At 39.1% G+C, this 18,094-nt stretch carries 14 protein-coding genes and 1 pseudogene; 7 read left to right on the plus strand and 8 right to left on the minus strand.

Going from position 1 to position 18,094, the window contains the following annotated elements; genetic code table 11:
* The first annotated feature begins 28 nt into the window (after window positions 1-28).
* The 4 genes and pseudogenes from KTI79_RS15325 (at window position 29) to KTI79_RS15340 (ending at window position 3,263) form a co-directional block, all read left to right on the plus strand.
* Complete coding sequence (locus tag KTI79_RS15325; protein ID WP_032056097.1) at window positions 29-1,045, plus strand: molecular chaperone DnaJ; 1,017 nt, start codon at window positions 29-31, stop codon at window positions 1,043-1,045.
* Window positions 1,046-1,159: 114 nt separating this feature from the next.
* Window positions 1,160-1,549: pseudogene (locus KTI79_RS15330) on the plus strand (endonuclease domain-containing protein).
* A 197-nt stretch (window positions 1,550-1,746) separates the two neighbouring features.
* The gene (locus KTI79_RS15335) at window positions 1,747-2,382 is read left to right on the plus strand and encodes a hypothetical protein (protein ID WP_032056098.1); all 636 of its coding nucleotides are present in this window, start codon (window positions 1,747-1,749) and stop codon (window positions 2,380-2,382) included.
* A gap of 23 nt (window positions 2,383-2,405) precedes the next feature.
* Window positions 2,406-3,263, plus strand: coding sequence for a hypothetical protein (locus tag KTI79_RS15340; protein WP_032056099.1), 858 nt, complete (start codon window positions 2,406-2,408; stop codon window positions 3,261-3,263).
* A gap of 45 nt (window positions 3,264-3,308) precedes the next feature.
* On the opposite strand, the gene KTI79_RS15345 is transcribed toward KTI79_RS15340, so the two are convergent.
* Complete coding sequence (locus KTI79_RS15345; protein WP_032056100.1) at window positions 3,309-6,206, minus strand: valine--tRNA ligase; 2,898 nt, start codon at window positions 6,204-6,206, stop codon at window positions 3,309-3,311.
* Window positions 6,207-6,402: 196 nt separating this feature from the next.
* Between KTI79_RS15345 and KTI79_RS15350 the strand changes: the two genes are divergently transcribed.
* Genes KTI79_RS15350 through KTI79_RS15360 form a run of 3 tightly spaced genes read left to right on the plus strand, consistent with a single transcriptional unit; the run spans window position 6,403 to window position 8,394 of the window.
* Window positions 6,403-7,074 (plus strand): hypothetical protein, encoded by a 672-nt coding sequence (locus KTI79_RS15350; protein ID WP_032056101.1) that lies wholly within the window; start codon window positions 6,403-6,405, stop codon window positions 7,072-7,074.
* A 25-nt stretch (window positions 7,075-7,099) separates the two neighbouring features.
* Entirely contained in the window at window positions 7,100-7,906 is an 807-nt protein-coding gene (locus KTI79_RS15355; protein ID WP_032056102.1) for an SDR family NAD(P)-dependent oxidoreductase, read from the plus strand.
* 53 nt (window positions 7,907-7,959) lie between these two features.
* Window positions 7,960-8,394: a nuclear transport factor 2 family protein gene (locus KTI79_RS15360; protein ID WP_032056103.1), complete on the plus strand. Its 435-nt coding sequence runs from the start codon at window positions 7,960-7,962 to the stop codon at window positions 8,392-8,394.
* Here the strand turns inward: KTI79_RS15360 and KTI79_RS15365 are convergent.
* From KTI79_RS15365 to KTI79_RS15395, 7 genes are all read right to left on the minus strand, one after another.
* Window positions 8,391-8,825, minus strand: coding sequence for a YbjQ family protein (locus tag KTI79_RS15365; RefSeq protein WP_032056104.1), 435 nt, complete (start codon window positions 8,823-8,825; stop codon window positions 8,391-8,393). The genes KTI79_RS15360 and KTI79_RS15365 overlap by 4 nt on opposite strands.
* 7 nt (window positions 8,826-8,832) lie before the next feature.
* Window positions 8,833-9,183, minus strand: a complete 351-nt coding sequence (locus tag KTI79_RS15370; RefSeq protein ID WP_017402611.1) for a YbjQ family protein — start codon at window positions 9,181-9,183, stop codon at window positions 8,833-8,835.
* 108 nt (window positions 9,184-9,291) lie between these two features.
* Window positions 9,292-10,746, minus strand: coding sequence for a multidrug efflux RND transporter outer membrane channel subunit AdeK (gene adeK, locus KTI79_RS15375; RefSeq protein ID WP_032056105.1), 1,455 nt, complete (start codon window positions 10,744-10,746; stop codon window positions 9,292-9,294).
* Window positions 10,746-13,922, minus strand: a complete 3,177-nt coding sequence (gene adeJ / locus KTI79_RS15380) for a multidrug efflux RND transporter permease subunit AdeJ (protein ID WP_032056106.1) — start codon at window positions 13,920-13,922, stop codon at window positions 10,746-10,748. Before adeJ ends, adeK begins: the two co-directional genes overlap by 1 nt.
* Window positions 13,923-13,934: 12 nt before the next feature.
* Window positions 13,935-15,185: a multidrug efflux RND transporter periplasmic adaptor subunit AdeI gene (gene adeI, locus KTI79_RS15385; protein ID WP_016143195.1), complete on the minus strand. Its 1,251-nt coding sequence runs from the start codon at window positions 15,183-15,185 to the stop codon at window positions 13,935-13,937.
* Between the two features lie 24 nt (window positions 15,186-15,209).
* The gene (locus KTI79_RS15390; RefSeq protein WP_032056107.1) at window positions 15,210-15,836 is read right to left on the minus strand and encodes a phosphatase PAP2 family protein; all 627 of its coding nucleotides are present in this window, start codon (window positions 15,834-15,836) and stop codon (window positions 15,210-15,212) included.
* A 183-nt stretch (window positions 15,837-16,019) separates the two neighbouring features.
* Complete coding sequence (locus KTI79_RS15395; protein WP_032056108.1) at window positions 16,020-18,080, minus strand: site-specific recombinase; 2,061 nt, start codon at window positions 18,078-18,080, stop codon at window positions 16,020-16,022.
* Window positions 18,081-18,094 lie beyond the last annotated feature (14 nt).

Raw genomic sequence — 18,094 nt, forward strand, 5'->3', positions numbered from 1 at the left:
CACTTTTTTCTTTTTCAGGTGGATGAATATGTCCTTTGATCTCAAAGTGAGCTTGCAGCAAAGGTCTGAACCATCTGCACAGCAGAAAAAACTGAATCGCCTGATTGATAAAATAGAACAGCAAAAAGTTAGCCTGAGCACATGGCAAAATGCGCAAGCCGAGATTCAACAGCATATTCGGCAAAAACTGATGCCTGTGTATAGTGATTTACATGCAGTCTTATTTCAGCAGTTGGATCAACTTTGGAATATGTTGCATAGCTATGAGTTTTCTAAAGCAGACATGCAACAACTCGATGAAAAAAATGCCCAGCTTGCACAAATGTTGAAGCGTTCCAAAATGCTATCTGCTGAGCAGTTGGACTTAGTGAAGCAAATTGATACCTTTTATCAGCAACATACTCAAGAGTTAGTAAAAAAGAATAAAAAAGCTCAGCCAATAAAATCTGAATATGAAGAAAGCGTTGATGAAAGTCCAGAACTTGAAGAAGACTTTGAACAGTATGCTGCCGAGCAACAACAAGCGCGAGAACAAGCCAAGCAGCAAAGACAGCAACAGAAACGTGAACAAGCTGAGCAAATGGCAGCGCAGTCACTCAAAACAGTTTATTTAAAAATTGCCGCGATGATTCACCCAGACCGTGAGCAAGATGAAACAAAAAAACAGGAAAAAACTGAGTTATTCCAACAAGCAAGTCAGGCCTATGAAAAGCAGGACTTGTTCTATTTACTCAAACTCCAATTACAACTTGAACAGAATAAAGGGCTAGGCGCTAAAGAATTATCTGCCGAGCAGTTGCGGTTTTATAAACTGGCATTAGATGCACAAAGTCAGCAGCTTGAAAGCCAAATTGCTGAGATTTTGGATTCTTTTCAGTTAGCCAAGAATGTGAAAGCAGAGCATGTACATATTAGTGATGTCTATAAAGCTGTAGATGCTGACTGTGCTGAGTTAAAACAACAGTTGAAGTGGGAAAAGGAACGTTTAAAACATATGAAAAAAGTGAGTGGGGTAGAGATGTTATTGGGGCATGGGGTTTTGTAACCTATCCCTCTCCGATGAGGAGAGGGAACTTCACTGTTTATCGAATAATAAGTTAATTCACAAAGGATACTCCTTCTCCCTTAGGGTGAGAGTAATTAAAATGGAAAATAAAGAATGAAGCTAAATCTACAATTATTAGAATTTGCCAAAACCATGTGAAGCAATGCGACAGATGCCGAAAATCTTATGTGGCAATTTTTTCATTCTAAACGATTCATGAAGTTGAAATTTCGCAGACAGCATGTGATTGCATTATATATTGTGGATTTTTATTGTCATGAATTAGGCTTGGCCATTGAGTTAGATGGTAGGCAGCATGGTACTGATGATGAGAAAGAATATGACGCTGAATGAACTAAGTTTTTAGAGACTTTGGGTTTTAGAGTTTTAAGGTATTGGAACAGTAATACATTAGGTCGGACGGATGTGGTGTTAGAGGATTTGTGGCGGAAATGTTCTGAACTAATACTCACCACTTCTATAAAGAGAGAGAATTTCATGTGAAATTTATGCACGTATATATCTATCGATGATTTAAGTATCATGTGAAAAATATTAACTGAATTAAATAAAAATCTTAAATTTAAGATTAATAAAATCACATTTTTAGTATTATTGCGACAAACTATGTCTCTGATAAGATGTTAAATAATTAATTTGATATGATAATTAAGGGACGTTATAAAGTAAGGAATGAAAAAATGTTAGTAAGAAATATTGTACATTTATGCCTTACAATGATTTCAATGGCTCTGGCGGTTCTAATTTTTCTTATTTCACATGAAAAATTATGGATCGATGAGTTCAAGATGCGTATCAATTATACGGAACTTTTATCTTTGCCAATAATTAACAAAATTGATAGCAGTGTTTTAAAGCTAGTTTTCCCTTATGTAACTTACGGTCTAATTCTACTGATATTGATTTTTTTAACTAATCTTTCAATTAAATACTTAATTTTTAAATTAGATAAAATTCTTTTTGATAAAGAACAAATAGATGTTTTTGAACAGGCTAATGATTTTTATTTGCCAGTGTATTTGGGGTATGCATTTGTAGCTATTAGTCTACCAACAATAAAATCTTTTATTTTATTTTTTATTTTAATGTTATTTATTTTGTATAACACTCGCTTCTTCTACTTCAATCCATTGTTTTTAGTCTTGGGGTATAAATTTTATTTTGTGAATAACAAAGATAAATCTAGAATATTGATCATTACAAAAAAAGAAGTAAAGATAGCATCAGATTTTTTCATAAATTCTGATGGTAGTAAAACACAAGAGGTTGCTTTAATTAAGATTAATAATCATACTTATCTTTTAAAAAATAGCTAATTGAGAAAAATGGAATTCACTTTATGAATTGTCTTTATGCTAGGGCTAACTCAAAATTTTATCTTGTATTGTCTGATGATAATTGTCCGGATCTATTTACATTTTTAGATACAGATAACATAAAAGCTGTTCCATATACATATCCAAGTTCTCTTGAAGATGACGAATGGTTTTATCATGTTTTAAAAAAGGATGAGGATGAGGATGAGGAATCTGATGAAGATGAAAAAATTTCAGATCCTTTAGAAAGATTAAATCGTCAAATTAAAACAAGCCTACCAACTATAGATGAGAGTGATTACCAAAAAATTCTATATATTGTCTATAGAAAAAGTGGTACTGATTGGTTTGTTTTACAAAAAATCCCTAATAAATCTAAGGTTTATGGTAAGAAAGTCTTAACTTTTTCTGAGCAGGCTCAGGTGGTTACAAAACCATTTATTATTATCAATGAAGAACCAGACGCACTTTATAATATCACTACAAATACCTTATATTTCAAAAATATTAGCCGAATAAATAATGTTTTTAACAACTTAAATTTATTATATAGAGAAGCATCTAAGCCAGAAAAACAGACTTTTTTAAATCTTCCACTTTTGAATGTTTCTAGTGATTTTGATATTGATAAAATTAGTATGGTAAATAGTAAACATATTGCTTTAGTTTTATCGCAATATAATTCATATGATGATGCTGTTAAAACAGAGTTACATTCTTATATGGAGCAGATTAATGATTTATCAAAAGATGAAAATGGTAAATATATTATTAATAATGATGAAGATTTGAGAATCTTTATTTATGCTTTACAAGAGCGTTACTACACTACATTTGCTACTAAAGAAAATAGATTAGCGAAATCATTTATTAAAAAATAAAAAAATCCCCTCATTTGAGGGGATTTTTTGAATCAAATTACTGCATTAAAGCGCAGCAATTTGCTCCATATTCGCTTTAACTTTCTCTAACTGAGCAGCAAACTCAGCAAGCTTCGCTTTTTCACCTTCAACAACAGCCGCTGGTGCTTTAGAAACAAAGCCTTCATTTGCAAGTTTGCCCGCGATTTGGTCGTGTTGCTTTTGGATTTTATCCAAGTCTTTTTGCAAACGAGCAAGCTCAGCTTTAGGGTCAATTAAGCCTTTCATTGGTACAAATACCGATGCATGGCTTACAACGCTAGAGCAAGACAAAGGTGGCTCTTGGTCTTTATTCAAGAACTCAATGCTTTCAACTTTTGCCAATGCTTTGAACAATGCTTCAATACGAATGATTTGTTCACGTTCAGCATCAGATGTGTTTTGAAGTAATACTGGCAACAAGCGCGCATTACCTAAGCCCAACTCACCACGAATGTTACGTACTGCACCAATCAAACCTTGAAGCCACTGCATATCTGCTTCAGCTTGTTCATTGATTTTTGCTTGCTCTGGAATAGGGTATTGAGCAGTCATAATCGTTGGACCACCTTGACCAAGCATTGGTGCAAGAGTCTGCCAGATTTCTTCTGTCAAATACGGCATTAACGGATGAGCCAAACGTAAAGAAGCTTCCATCACAGCAAGCAATACACGGCGTACTTCAGCTTTACGCTCTTCTGAAACTTCTGCATCATTCAGAACTGGTTTAGTTAACTCAACATACCAGTCACAGTATTCATTCCAGATAAAGTCATAAATCGCTTGTGCAGCAAGGTCTAAACGATACGTTGCAAACGCTTGATGTACAGCAGCTTCAGCTTTTTGCAGACGGCTGATGATCCATTGTTCTGGAAGTTCCCAAAGATCAGGGCGCGCTTCTTGACCAACAGTTTGACCTTCAACATTCATCAGAACGAAACGAGTCGCGTTCCAGATTTTGTTACAGAAGTTACGGTAGCCTTCAACACGTTTTAAGTCGAACTTGATGTCACGACCAGTGTTTGCAAGTGCACAGAACGTGAAACGAACTGCGTCAGTACCATAAGCATTAATACCTTCAGGGAACTCTTTGCGCGTTGATTTTTCAATCTTCGCTGCATCTTTAGGGTTCATTAAGCCAGTTGTACGTTTTGCAACTAAGCTTTCTAAATCAATACCGTCAATCAAGTCTAATGGATCAAGTACGTTCCCTTTAGACTTCGACATTTTTTGACCTTCACCATCACGTACCAAGCCGTGAACGTAAACAGTCTTAAATGGAACTTGAGATGTACCATCTTCATTTTTCATGAAGTGTAGGGTCATCATGATCATGCGGGCAACCCAGAAGAAAATGATGTCAAAACCAGTCACCAATACATCTGTTGGGTGGAAAGTTTTTAAGAAATCATTTGCTGCATCTTTTTGTGCATCGCCAGTCCAACCTAAGGTTGAGAATGTCCAAAGTGCAGATGAGAACCATGTATCAAGAACATCTTCGTCTTGTTTAAGTTCAACGTCAGCAGCGATGTTGTTTTTCGCACGTACTTCTTCTTCGTTACGACCTACATAGATATTGCCATTTGCATCGTACCAAGCCGGAATACGGTGACCCCACCAAAGCTGACGTGAAATACACCAGTCTTGAATGTCACGCATCCACGCCATGTACATGTTGCTGTACTGCTCTGGAACAAACTTAATGCGGCCATCTTGAACTGCTTCAATTGCAGGTTCAGCAAGCGGAGCAATTTTTACGTACCATTGGTCAGTAAGTAACGGCTCAATGATTACACCTGAACGGTCGCCACGTGGCGCTTTTAAGTCATACGGTTGGATTTGGTCTAACCAACCTTCAGCTTCAGCTTGGGCAACTAATTTTTTACGTGCTTCAAAACGCTCTAAACCAGCATAGTCTGCAGGTGCAGTAATGGTTTTAGAAATTTGTTCGCCAGCTTTTGCAATATATTCAAACTCACCTAAAACTTCGGCGTTTTTGTTGAAGATATTAATGATTGGTAAGCTATTGCGTTTACCTAGGTCATAGTCATTGAAGTCGTGAGCAGGCGTGATTTTTACACAGCCAGTACCGAAGTCTTTTTCAACGTAGTCGTCGGCAACGATTGGAATTAAACGACCCGTAATTGGCAAGACGATGTTTTTACCAACAAGGTGCGCATAACGCTCATCTTCAGGATGAACAGCAACGGCAGTATCACCGAGTAAAGTTTCAGGACGAGTTGTTGCAACCACTAAATAGTCTTTGCCGTCTTGAGTTTTAACTGATTTGTCTTCAAAGAAATATTTAAAATGCCAAAGTGAGCCTTTTTCTTCTTTGCTTTCTACTTCAAGGTCAGAAAGAGCTGTTTGAAGTTTAGGGTCCCAGTTTACTAGGCGCTTACCACGGTAAATTAAACCGTCTTCGTGCAAACGAACGAATACTTCTTTAACTGCGTTTGATAAACCTTCGTCCATCGTGAAGCGTTCACGTGACCAGTCTACAGAAGAACCCAAGCGACGGATTTGTTTAGTGATCGTGCCGCCAGATTGTTCTTTCCATTCCCAAACTTTTTCAATGAACTTTTCACGGCCTAAGTCGTGACGAGTTACACCTTGTAAGCCAAGTTGACGCTCAACAACCATTTGAGTTGCAATACCAGCATGGTCTGTACCTGGTTGCCACAACGTGTTTTTACCCATCATGCGGTTATAACGGGTGAGGGCATCCATAATGGCATTGTTAAAGCCATGGCCCATGTGCAAACTACCAGTGACGTTTGGTGGCGGAATCATGATACAGAATGATTCACCGTGACCAGAAGGTTTGAAGTAACCTTGTTCTTCCCACGTTTTGTACCACTTCTTTTCGATCTCGGTTGGATCGTATGTGGTTGCAATATTTTGAGCGGTTTGAGCGTCAGTCATAGTAGCTTAGATCGAATATGCATAAAAAATTGCATCTATTGTAGCAAAAAAATGCCTCGAAATTAATGTGCTGAAAACAGATAAACGGTTTTGTATTTTTTTCAAAAAACGGTAGATTTATGAAAGATGGATCACAATTTAATCGTGTGGCGACACGGCACAAAAATTACAAAAGTATTGAAAAAGGATGCTGCTGATGAGTTATGAAGTTTTTTTGAAAATTTCCGATTCAACTTATACCCAATTCGAGGCCATTCGGCAAAAACTACATGATGGGGTAAGTCAAAGTCAGGCAAAAGTTTTGGGGGATGTATTGTCTGATCTTTCTTGTGAAATTATTGAGCAGGTTTTTTCTGTGCTTTTACAGTCAGGAAATGCAACCATGTCTCCAAAACAACAGGCTGAGTCTGAAAAAGTCATTCAGCAAGTTTTAGAGACTTTTCGAAAATACATGCCTTGGTCGGTTTCATTCTTTGGAAATGAACGTCTTTTACCCTTGGTTGACTACATGACATCTCTCATGAAAGAGCAAGGGCAGCAAGTTTATATTACCTATCCGGTCACGCTTCAACTTGTGCAACAAGCCCAAACCCTTACACAGCAAATTCGTGACGGTAATATGCAAAGTATTACGGCTGCTTTCGAGACGCTTATACAAATTGTGGATTTAGGCGTAACAAGCCTAGTACGTGAACCTAAAAAGCGTTTAAAATTTAATTTGGTTGTCGATAAAACTCTTAACGGAGTCATCAACATGACGACGCATTTGGGCTATAAACGTTTGGAAAAGTTAGGGACACAGGTCGATCAGACCACAGCAACTCATTATATCAACCACTTTTTGGCCTTCATGCATCAAGCAGCATAATTTAAAAAGATAATAGGAACATCACATGGCCAAACTTGATACTTTGCAAAATAAAGTGGTATGGATTACGGGCGCATCTTCTGGTTTGGGTAAGGCCTTAGCAGGGGAGTTGGCTTTACAAGGCGCAAAGTTGATTTTGACCTCGCGTCGTTTTGAAGAATTAGAAGAAGTGCGGGTTGGCTTATTAAACCCCGATCATCATTTGTCTGTGGTTGCAGATATTACTGATGAAAAGCAGGTTCAAGAGGCTTACAAGCAGATTTTAAAGGCGAAAGGCCGTATTGACTGGCTCATCAATAATGCAGGTTTAAGTCAACGTGCTTTAATTAAAGACACGACCATGGCAACTGAACGGGCCATTATGGAAGTTGATTATTTTTCACAAGTCGCGTTAACTAAAACCGTATTACCGACCATGCTAAAACAAAAGTCTGGCCGAGTTGTATTTGTTTCGAGTGTAGCGGGTTTATTGGGAACACAGTACCGTGCAAGCTACTCGGCTGCTAAAGCGGCGATTCACATGTGGGCAAATAGTTTACGTGCTGAGGTCTCCGATCAAGGTGTCGAAGTTTCAGTTATTTTCCCTGGTTTTGTAAAAACTAATGTTTCTTTCAATGCACTCAATGGTGCAGGGGAACCTCAAGGCCATCAAGATGAAGCAATTGAAAATGGTTTAGAGGCAGATATTTTTGCAGAGCAAGCTGTAAAAGCGTTAGTACAGGGTCAAGAATATATTGTTGTGGGTGGGGCTAAAGAAAAACTAGGAGTAATGGTTTCTCGGATGTCACCAAAACTTCTTTATAAAATGATTCGGAAAACAAAAGTAAAATAAAAAAGTGATTTCGCTGTGCTAAATTGGTGAAAAACCCGCATAGAAGGTTCACCATGGATCAGGATTATCACCGTATTTTAGAAGTCGTCACGCGTTTTCAATTGGTCTTTGATCAGAAAAATTGGGACGCTTTTGATGAGTTGTTGGCAGATCAACTTGAGGTGGACTATTTCCAATTTAGAGGAGAACCTTTATGTGTCGTGTCTTGTCATGAATATAAAGGCTCTCGGCAACAAGCTTTATCCCATTTACGACTACAGCATAACCTAAGTAATCCTCTAATTCGGATTGAACAAGATCAAGCATGGCTAGAATGTAATTATCAAATTTATCGTTTTTCAGAAAATGATTATTTTCATTCTTTTGGTCGTTATTATTTTACTTTGGCAAAACAACAAGACCAATGGAAAATTACCCGAATTTGCCAACACTTAACTAAAAAAATTGGCAATCCGCGCATTCATTTTTCTGAGGTTGGGCAGTATTAATCTTTAACTGCTGTTCCATAAGCAAAAACTTCGACCATTCCGCCTTGCATTCCGAGTTCGGTTGTACTCAGCCGAACTCCCATAATATGAGTAGCACCGACACTTTGAGCTTGTTGTTTTAAACGTACAATCGCCTCTCGGCGAGCGCGTTCAACAATACTTTCATAACTGGTCAGTCTTCCACCTAAAACATTTTTTATAGATGCCAATACATATTTAAAGTAATCATGAGAAATCACAACATTGCTACTAACAAAGTGGCCTAGCTGATCACTCGTTGCAAAACGATTAGTATCAATTCTGATATGGGTAAATTGTCGCTCTTTTTCTAGAAGTTCATTCAAATGTTTTCGTTCAATATGGCGGCCAAAAGCCCAACCAATGCTGAAAAGAATGAGAAAAATAACAAGCTGAAAAATAAGATTGTCCATTTTCTACCTATGCATTAAATGGATCGGGTAGATGAGGGGCTTGAGGCTGCACAACCACTGCTGTGCCATATACAAATAACTCAGAAGCACCTTGTGCAATATTGGAAGTTGAAAAGCGAATACCCACAATTGCATTCGCACCAAGTTGCTGGGCTTTTACAATCATACGCTGCATGGCTTCTTGGCGAGATTCTTCTAATAATTCTGTATAACCCGTCAGTTCGCCACCTACGATATTTTTTAAACTTGCCATCAAGTCTCGGCCAACATGCTTACTACGAACGGTACTTCCGTAAACAACATCCAGCTGCTTTACAATGTGGTGGCCTGGAACACTTTCTAAATTACTCAATAACATTGTTTTTTATCAATCTAAATTCTTAAGGTTTCAAGATAAAAAATATTCAGATGAGTTGCAATAAAAAAGCCCACCGAAGTGAGCTTTTGTGAATAAGTTATTTAAAACTTATTGCTTTTTAAGTTCAGCACTAGATGGTTGATTAACCACTGTATCTGAAGTATTTGCTTTTAAACCACCACCTAGAGTTTTGTATAACTCGATTTGGTTGTTTAAGTTTGCTTGTTGAAGCAATAACAAACCTTGTTCTGCTGAATAAGATGAACGCTGTGCATCAAGAACCGTCAAGTAACTATCAATACCGGCACGGAAGCGGGCATTTGAAAGTGTGTAGTTGCGGTTAGTTGCTTCTACTAGACGTTGTTGAGCCGTTAAACGCTCACCAATGTTGGCACGAGTTGCAAGCGCGTCATTAACTTCACGGAACGCAGACTGAACTGATTTTTCATAATCAGACAATGCAATTTTCTGATCAGTTTCAGAAATTTTTACATTGGCACGACGAGTGCCCCAGTCAAAGATTGGTAAGTCTAAGCTTGGTCCAATTGACCATACAAAACCACCAGACTTAAATAGATCACTTAAGTCAGTTGATGCATAACCTGCAGAACCCGTTAAGCTAATGGTTGGGAATAAACGTGCTTTTGCAGCACCGATATTCGCACCAGCAGCGCTTAAGTTATATTCAGCAGCTTTTACATCTGGACGGTTGTTAAGCAAGTCGCTTGGTAAACCCGCTGTAAATACATTTTGTTGCGTAATGCGTTTTACAGGTTGGGTTGGCAACAAGTTTTGTGGAACTGATTGGCCAACTAACAAGTTCAACAAGTTTTGCGCTTGAGCAATCTGTGTTTTGTAGTTCGCTACATCATTACGCGCAGTTTCTACAGAAATCTGTGCCTGACGGAGTGGAACTTCACTATCGATGCCCACATCAAAACGTTTTTTGTTGAGATTGTAAGAATCTTGCTGTGCTTTAAGTGTTTGCTCTGCAAGTCTTAAATTCGCTGTTGCGAAAGAATAGTTCAACCACGCTTGAGCCACTTGACTGATTAGACTGATTTGAGTCGAATCACGTGCGCTTTGCGTTGAAAGATAACTATCTAACGCAGCATCTTTTAAGCTACGTACGCGGCCCCAAAAATCAAGCTCATAGGCAGTTACACCCAGACCTACTTGATAAGTAGAGTAGGGGTTATTCGGATCACGGCTTTGAGAAACCTGACGAATTGCACTACCACTTGCTCCGATTGTTGGAAGCTGGTTATTCTGTGTAATTCGATATTGCTGTTGAGCACGTTCGATATTGAGCGTTGCTGTACGTAAGTCGCGGTTGTTGGCAAGTGCCAAATCAATCACTCCGAGCAAACGAGGGTCGCTAAAGAACTGTTTGTAACCCTGTTCAGCAATAGACGTACCAGAAGCGCTATTATATGCATAGCTTTGTGGAATATCGGTTTTCACGACTGGTTCTGGGCCGCGCATGCTTTGACAAGCTGACAAAGCAAGCGCAAGTGCAGATACCGCAATGCTACGACCTGAAATAGACCATACGTTTTGCATCACGATTTATGCTCCTGAGTGTTTATGGTTTTTGGTTTGTACTTAAAGATACTACGAATCCACACATAGAATACAGGGATAAAGAAGATACCTAAGAACGTTGCACTGAGTACGCCACCGAGTACACCGTAACCGACAGAGTGCTGACTTCCTGCACCAGCACCTGTTGAAAGGGCAAGCGGGAGTACACCAAAACCGAAGGCAAGGGTAGTCATGATAATTGGGCGTAAACGCATTTTTGCGGCATGTAAAGTTGCCTCAATCAGGTCTTCACCTTTTTCCTGCAGCTCTTTTGCAAACTCAACAATTAAGATCGCATTTTTTGCAGAAAGACCGATTACCGCGATCATCGCTACTTGGAAGTAAATGTTATTTGAGAGATTTGGATCTCCTTTAATAATCATACCCAAGTAAGTTAATACGATTGCACCAATAATACCGAGTGGTACTACAAGTAAAACCGAGAACGGAATAGACCAGCTTTCATACAATGCAGCCAAGCAAAGGAAAACGATTAACAATGAAAGTGCATATAAGAATGGAGCTTGAGCACCAGACTCACGTTCTTCAAGTGATAAACCTGTCCATTCATAGTCGAAACCTTGTAAGCCCATAGATGGTAACTTAGCAATAATTTCTTCCATCGCTTTCATCGAGTCACCAGAGCTCACGCCAGGTGCAGGTGTACCTTGAATGTTAACCGATGACACGCCGTTATAACGTTCAAGACGTGGAGAACCATATGTCCATTCGCCAGTAGCAAATGCAGAGAATGGAACCATTTCGCCTTTGTTATTACGTACATACCACTTATTTAAGTCTTCAGGCATCATACGGCTACCCGCATCACCTTGAACATAAACTTTCTTCACACGTCCACGGTCAACGAAGTCGTTAATGTATGAGCCACCCCATGCAATACGCATTGTATTGTTAATGTCGGCAATGCTCACACCCATGGCACCAGCTTGAGCTTGGTCTACATTAATTTGATACTGAGGTGTATCTTCTTGACCATTAGGACGAACACCCACAAGACGTTTATCTTGTGCAGCCAAACCTAAGATCGTATTACGTGCAGCAATAAGTTTCTCATGGCCTTGACCACTTGAATCTTTAAGTTGCAAGTTGAATCCGGCTGTTACACCTAATTCAGGCATTGCTGGAAGCTGCAATGGCATAACGTATGATGCGTCTTTAACGATCATGTTCAATGCCATACCACGCTGAATCAATGCGCCAATTTGAGACTCTGGTGAAGTACGTTCACTCCAGTCTTTCAATTTAACGAAGCCAATACCAGCATTTTGACCAACACCTGTGAATGAGAAGCCCGAAACGGTGAAAATAGATTCCACAGTGTCTTTTTCATTCATGAAGAAGTTTGTCATGGTGTCAATCACTTTACCTGTACGGTCAAGCGTTGCATTTGGTGGTAATTGAACAAGTGTCATTACCACACCCTGATCTTCTTCTGGTAAGAATGAAGATGGGAGTTTTTGGAACAAGAACACTAATAAAGCAATAACCACAGCGTAAAGTACGCCAGAGAAGATTTTGCCTTTAAGCATGCGATTAACACCATTTTGGTAGCTATGCGACATGCGGTCAAAACCATTGTTAAAGCTTCTAAAGAAACGAGCAAAAATATTATTACTTGGTTCTTTATTAGGATCATGCTGTTTTAAAATGGTTGCACAAAGTGCTGGTGTGAATGTTAACGCCACAATTAACGATAGAACCATTGCTGTTACAAGGGTAATCGAGAACTGACGGTAAATTACACCAGTTGTACCACCAAAGAATGCCATTGGTACGAATACAGCTGTTAATACACTTGTAATACCAACTAACGCACCAGAAATTTGTTGCATTGATCGTGAAGTCGCCGTGACCGGATCGGTGTGCTCTTCACTCATAACACGTTCGACGTTCTCGACGACGACGATGGCGTCATCGACCAGAAGACCAATTGCCAACACCATAGCGAACATGGTTAAGGTGTTAATTGAGAAGCCAAAGATATTAATAACAGCGAATGTACCTAATACAACAACTGGTACAGCAAGTGTTGGAATAATCGTTGCACGCCAGTTCTGTAAGAACAAGAACATGACAATGAATACCAAAATTACCGCTTCAATTAATGTGTGTACAACACTTTCAATTGAAAGGCGAATAAATGGAGTCGTGTCATAAGCCAGTTTATCTTCAAGACCCGCTGGATAGTTCTTACGTAATTCAGATAAACGATGTTCAACTGCTTCGGCAGTATCAAGTGCGTTGGCACCAGTTGCAATCTTAATTGCAAGACCAGCTGCTGGTTTACCATTAAACTTCGAGTCGAATTGATAGTTATCAGAACCTAATTCTACGCGAGCAACATCTTTTAATCGAACCTCAGCACCAGATGCAGTGTTCTTTAAGAAGATATTTTTAAACTGTTCAGGAGTTTGCAGCAAACTTTGTGCATTTACTGTTGCGTTAAGCACTTGACCTTGTACAGCCGGTGCACCACCTAATTGACCTACAGCTACTTGTGAGTTTTGCGCTTGTAAAGCTGTCGCAATATCACTAGGTGTAAGCTGGTAACTTGTTAACTTAGCTGGATCAAGCCAGATACGCATTGCGTATGAACCACCAAAGACTGTTACCTCACCAACACCAGCCACACGGCTAAGCGGTTCTTTAATAGACGAGTTTACATAGTCTTTAATGTCAGAGTCAGACAAGTTGTTATCTGGTGAATAAAATGCAATAACTTGCAAGAAGCTTGCACCAGATTTAGTAACAGTTACACCTTGACGTTGTACATCTTCAGGTAAAAGTGCAGTTGCAGATTGCAGCTTGTTTTGAACCTGAACCTGTGCAATATCTGGATCAACACCTTGTTCAAAGTTTAATTGAATAGAGGCTTGACCGTTACCAGCACTGTTAGATGAAATATAACGTAAACCATCTAGACCATTCATTTGTTGTTCAATGATCTGGGTTACGGTGTTTTCAACAGTCTCAGCCGATGCACCAGGATAAGTTGCAGCAATCGTAACTGTCGGCGGTGCAATCGTCGGATACTGTGCAATAGGCATTTTCGTTAGCGTGAGAATACCCGCCAACATAATGACTAATGCAATCACCCACGCAAAAATGGGGCGATGAATAAAAAATTGTGCCATTCAATCTACCCCTTATGCATTTGAAGATGCTTTCTGTTCTGCTTGAGGTTTACCTGATTGAGCCGGTTTTGTCGCATTTGGAGCTGCGCCTTGTGGATTTGCTGGTTGAGCTTGGTAAGGTTTTGCTGAAACTTCTTGCCCTTCTTTAACCTTGGCAACACCATCAACAATCACTTTATCACCAACTTTGAGACCGTTAGTCACAATCCAGTTTTGTCCTTGAACACCAGAAGTTTCAACAGGACGACTCTCAACAGTACCTTTGGCATTAACAAGCATTGCTACAGCTTGACCTGTAGGTAAACGCGTAATTGCAGCTTGAGGAATCAAGTAAGCATTAGGCACTACACCTTGAACAATCTGTGCAGTGGTATACATGCCTGGAAGTAACAGATGATTCGGGTTTGAGAATACGGCACGTAAAGTAATCGTTCCTGTATCCTGATTAACCGAAGCATCAGAGAAAGCAAGTTGTCCTTCGATTGGATAGGTTGAACCATCTTCGAGCTTCAATTTCACTTTCGTGTTGTTACTATTGTTTAAACTGCCTTTACTGAGTTGTTGACGTAAACGCAATAACTCGGCACTAGACTGGTTAATATCAACGTAGATCGGGTCTAACTGCTGAATCGTCACTAAAGGATCAGTTTGGTTTGCAGTAACTAAAGCACCTGCTGTGACAGAAGAACGTCCAGACTGACCAGAAATTGGTGAACGAATTGTAGAGTAGCCAAGATCAACATTTGCATTCGTTACTTGAGCTTTTGCTGCAGAAACTTGTGCTTCGGCAACATTAACCTGACCAAGTAAGTCGTCATATTCCTGTCTAGATACAGCATTACTTGAAACAAGTTGCTTATAACGGTTTAGCTTGGTACGTAGTGAAGCTAGATTTGCCTGTTGTTGTAAAAGAGCAGCTTTTGCATTTTCAAGCGTTGCACGGTTCGTTCTAGAGTCGAGCTCATAAAGCGCCTGACCTTCACGAACATAGCTTCCTTCAGCAAACAAGCGTTTTAAAATCACACCGCTTGTTTGAGGGCGAACTTCAGAAATTTGATATGCTGAAGTACGGCCGGAAAGCTCAACGCTTTGTTCAACACTTTGTGGTTGAGCAACAATAACACCTACTTCTGCAGGCGGCATTTTCTGAGCAGCAGCAGCTTGCTGTTTCTCATCGGAGCCTTTGCTACAACCAACAAGTGCGATACTTGTTGCTAATGCGCAAGCAGTAAGGGCAGGAGCCCAAAGCTTAGCCGACATCATTGTTCCACCTCGTTTAGATAAAATCTAAAAATATATTTGTTTTCTACTTAACCTACTTTGTGTTTGTAATAACCAGAGCCAAAGCAGTGCAATCCAAATAAAACCTATGCCCCAACCGGCGAGTACATCTGTTGGAAAATGAACTCCAGCATATATTCTTGAAAGCCCCATGCAGATAAACCAAAAACAGGAGATCAAAATGATATAAGGAGAGTTAATGTTGGGCCTATGGCATAACATTAACATTGCCAAACAAGCTAGTGTTGATGCATAAACACTGTGTGCACTTGGGAACGATGCACCATAACTTTCGACAATATGATATGCCTGTGAAGGTCTAGGACGGTCTACACACCACTTGAGCAGCCAACCCATGGTGATACTGCCAAGAACCCCCACGCTAATGAAAATAACAGTAATATATTTTTTATACCATGCTTGATATATACATACCAGAAAGGATAAAAAACATACAAAAGGCATACCGCCTATACGTGCTAAAAAGATCGTAATAGAGTTAAGATAATCTGAACGATTTTCACTCAATATTTGAACGGTGAGAAGATCCAAAGATTGAAGTCTCGGTACAAAAAGACCAAGAATACCTAATCCTAAAAAAATACAACCAATAAAAAGCAATATATAGGGCATGTATATACCTTTGCTTATTCAAGCAGTGTCCACTACTGAAAGCCGTTAAAAGTGTACTTGCCAGTACACTTTTTTTCAAGCCTGATAGATCATCGTAAATTCATTTTGAAATTTTTTTAACATTTGGAAAAACAATCACAACAAAATTGACGAAAGTCACATTCTGTGTACAAAGCAGAACTTTTAGTGTTCTGCTTTTTTCCCGCTATTTGTTGACGTATTTTCTTCAAGTTCTAATGGTTGTTTTGGTGGCCAGAAAAAATCGCTTGGGCGAGTCAGAAAATGGGTCATGACTAACTTGGCTAAAGGTTTCCATTGTTCAAAGCGAACTCGACGCGCTCGTAATGCCACAATAATCGTTAAGGTGAAACTCACAAATAAGTTAGTAAGACCAATACATAGCACACCGAGAAAGGACACGATAATCAGTCCTATATCTGGGCTGCCATTAATTGTCATTAAACCTTGAATAAAGTTAGCAGATGCAAAAGCAATATGACGAATATCTAAAGGTAGCCCTAAAATAAAACCTATGGTCCCCATACTTCCTAACATGATCCCGAATAAGAAGTTACCGGCTAAAGCACCTAAATTACGTTCAATATATTCAGCAAAACGATTCAGTCGATCTTGTCCAAACCAGTTGGCTAAACGTCGATGCGCTCTTAAGCGTGGACCAACTTTTCGATAAACAGCCATGTTGTCAAAATATCCAGCAATCAGGCCGGACAAAAATAGACATACTCCCGCAATTGCGGCATGTGGCACGGCTAATGACGTAAAGGGGTTTAGGCTGTGTAGGAGATAAGTTGCTTTAGTATGGGTTAATAACGGTTCATCAAGATAAAATTGCCATGCAAAAGTGATGAGTGCAGCAGTAGGGATCGCAATTGAAATGTTACCCAAAATAGCAATAAATTGTGTTCGGATAATATTAATAATAAGCGCCGCTAACTCTGCAATCTGAGCTGTTTTAGAACCTTTACGCTGTTGTACCGTTGCAGCGAGGGCCGCAGCAGTCATAGCGGGTTGTTTAGTTGCAACAGTAAAGTGCAGAACATGAATCAGGATGAAACCCAGAGAATAATTCATACTGAACGTAAAGGCTTGCATGAGCGGAGCCATGGTCATTCTTGATGCAAGAATTTTTAAAGATGCCATAAAGGCAATAATGACACCTGCACCAGCGGCAGCTTTATACATTCCCCAAAAGCCTTTGGTATCTGTACTTACGTAATGTTCACCTGTTCGGCTAGCATTTTCTGTTACCTGAAAGGCAATGAGTTCACTAGTTGTACTGAGTAATGAGCGAACACTTTTTTCGCTGTAGTGCGCCTTGGTTAAATCGGAAATAAGATGTCCTAATGAAACATATTTTCCATGAGTGTTGTCTACGACCAGATAAAGTAATAATTCAATACGATCAAGACATTGTTCAAGTAATGACAGTAAATAAGTCAAACTTAAACTAACACCAATTCTTTTGGTCGCACGGCGAATCTTTAAAACCACATCTCGGCATTGTTCCAACATAACAAATGCTTGTGATGCATCGGGAGGAGCAATAACTGCAATTTCATGATCAGACAGTTCTTGTTTCTTATATTTTTCTATAAACTCAATAATTTCACGATTTTGAACTAAAAATGGAGATTCATATTCCGTTAATTCTGGTTGAGCATTAATAAATTCGGGATAAAGACCAATTCCACTAATTCGATAAGATAAGACAGTGATGGCTTTAATCATTTCACTTTGAATGACTAGCTTTTCATCGACATTACTTTGGCTTTGCCCAATAAGACTAAATAAATTTGACCAATCTTCATCAGCAATATTATTGAGCCAGATTTTGTCACTCTCTAAATAGAAAATTTTTCCAATTAATATTTTGAGTTGGCTTGAGTCTTCAATTAGCGGTAAAAAATGTGCTCCGAGTCTTTGTCCAAGCTGGTTCCAAAAGCCATCTAAAGACAAAATTCCGCTATCCGCATATAAGCTGACTTGCTTATAGCGATTAATCAAACGTAATAAGAAAGTTTGTAATAGAAAGGGCGCTGTAGGTGTGCGTAAAAGACTTTCAATTAAAGCCTGTATTTTGTTCTTAATTTCATCCGTATCCTCTGGGTCGGATGGGCGGATGACATTGACGAGTTCAATCAGTAGATTTTCATCAATGACAGCTTGAGGATCCTCAAGCTGATTCTGTATTTTTAAAAAATGTTCTGAAAAATTTACATGCATAGGCAAAATAATAT

Origin of the sequence: Acinetobacter sp. WU_MDCI_Abxd143 (genome assembly GCF_025514195.1) — a bacterium.
Lineage (GTDB): Bacteria > Pseudomonadota > Gammaproteobacteria > Pseudomonadales > Moraxellaceae > Acinetobacter > Acinetobacter pittii_H.

Excerpts from the sequence above, each read along its gene's own strand:
- KTI79_RS15395 (WP_032056108.1), bottom strand. The coding sequence starts at position 18,080 with ATGCATGTAAATTTTTCAGAACATTTTTTAAAAATACAGAATCAGCTT.
- KTI79_RS15340 (WP_032056099.1), top strand. The coding sequence starts at position 2,406 with ATGAATTGTCTTTATGCTAGGGCTAACTCAAAATTTTATCTTGTATTG.
- KTI79_RS15370 (WP_017402611.1), bottom strand. The coding sequence starts at position 9,183 with ATGTTATTGAGTAATTTAGAAAGTGTTCCAGGCCACCACATTGTAAAG.
- KTI79_RS15355 (WP_032056102.1), top strand. The coding sequence starts at position 7,100 with ATGGCCAAACTTGATACTTTGCAAAATAAAGTGGTATGGATTACGGGC.
- KTI79_RS15365 (WP_032056104.1), bottom strand. The coding sequence starts at position 8,825 with ATGGACAATCTTATTTTTCAGCTTGTTATTTTTCTCATTCTTTTCAGC.
- KTI79_RS15345 (WP_032056100.1), bottom strand. The coding sequence starts at position 6,206 with ATGACTGACGCTCAAACCGCTCAAAATATTGCAACCACATACGATCCA.
- KTI79_RS15335 (WP_032056098.1), top strand. The coding sequence starts at position 1,747 with ATGTTAGTAAGAAATATTGTACATTTATGCCTTACAATGATTTCAATG.
- KTI79_RS15350 (WP_032056101.1), top strand. The coding sequence starts at position 6,403 with ATGAGTTATGAAGTTTTTTTGAAAATTTCCGATTCAACTTATACCCAA.
- KTI79_RS15390 (WP_032056107.1), bottom strand. The coding sequence starts at position 15,836 with ATGCCCTATATATTGCTTTTTATTGGTTGTATTTTTTTAGGATTAGGT.
- adeJ (WP_032056106.1), bottom strand. The coding sequence starts at position 13,922 with ATGGCACAATTTTTTATTCATCGCCCCATTTTTGCGTGGGTGATTGCA.
- adeK (WP_032056105.1), bottom strand. The coding sequence starts at position 10,746 with ATGCAAAACGTATGGTCTATTTCAGGTCGTAGCATTGCGGTATCTGCA.
- KTI79_RS15360 (WP_032056103.1), top strand. The coding sequence starts at position 7,960 with ATGGATCAGGATTATCACCGTATTTTAGAAGTCGTCACGCGTTTTCAA.
- KTI79_RS15325 (WP_032056097.1), top strand. The coding sequence starts at position 29 with ATGTCCTTTGATCTCAAAGTGAGCTTGCAGCAAAGGTCTGAACCATCT.
- adeI (WP_016143195.1), bottom strand. The coding sequence starts at position 15,185 with ATGATGTCGGCTAAGCTTTGGGCTCCTGCCCTTACTGCTTGCGCATTA.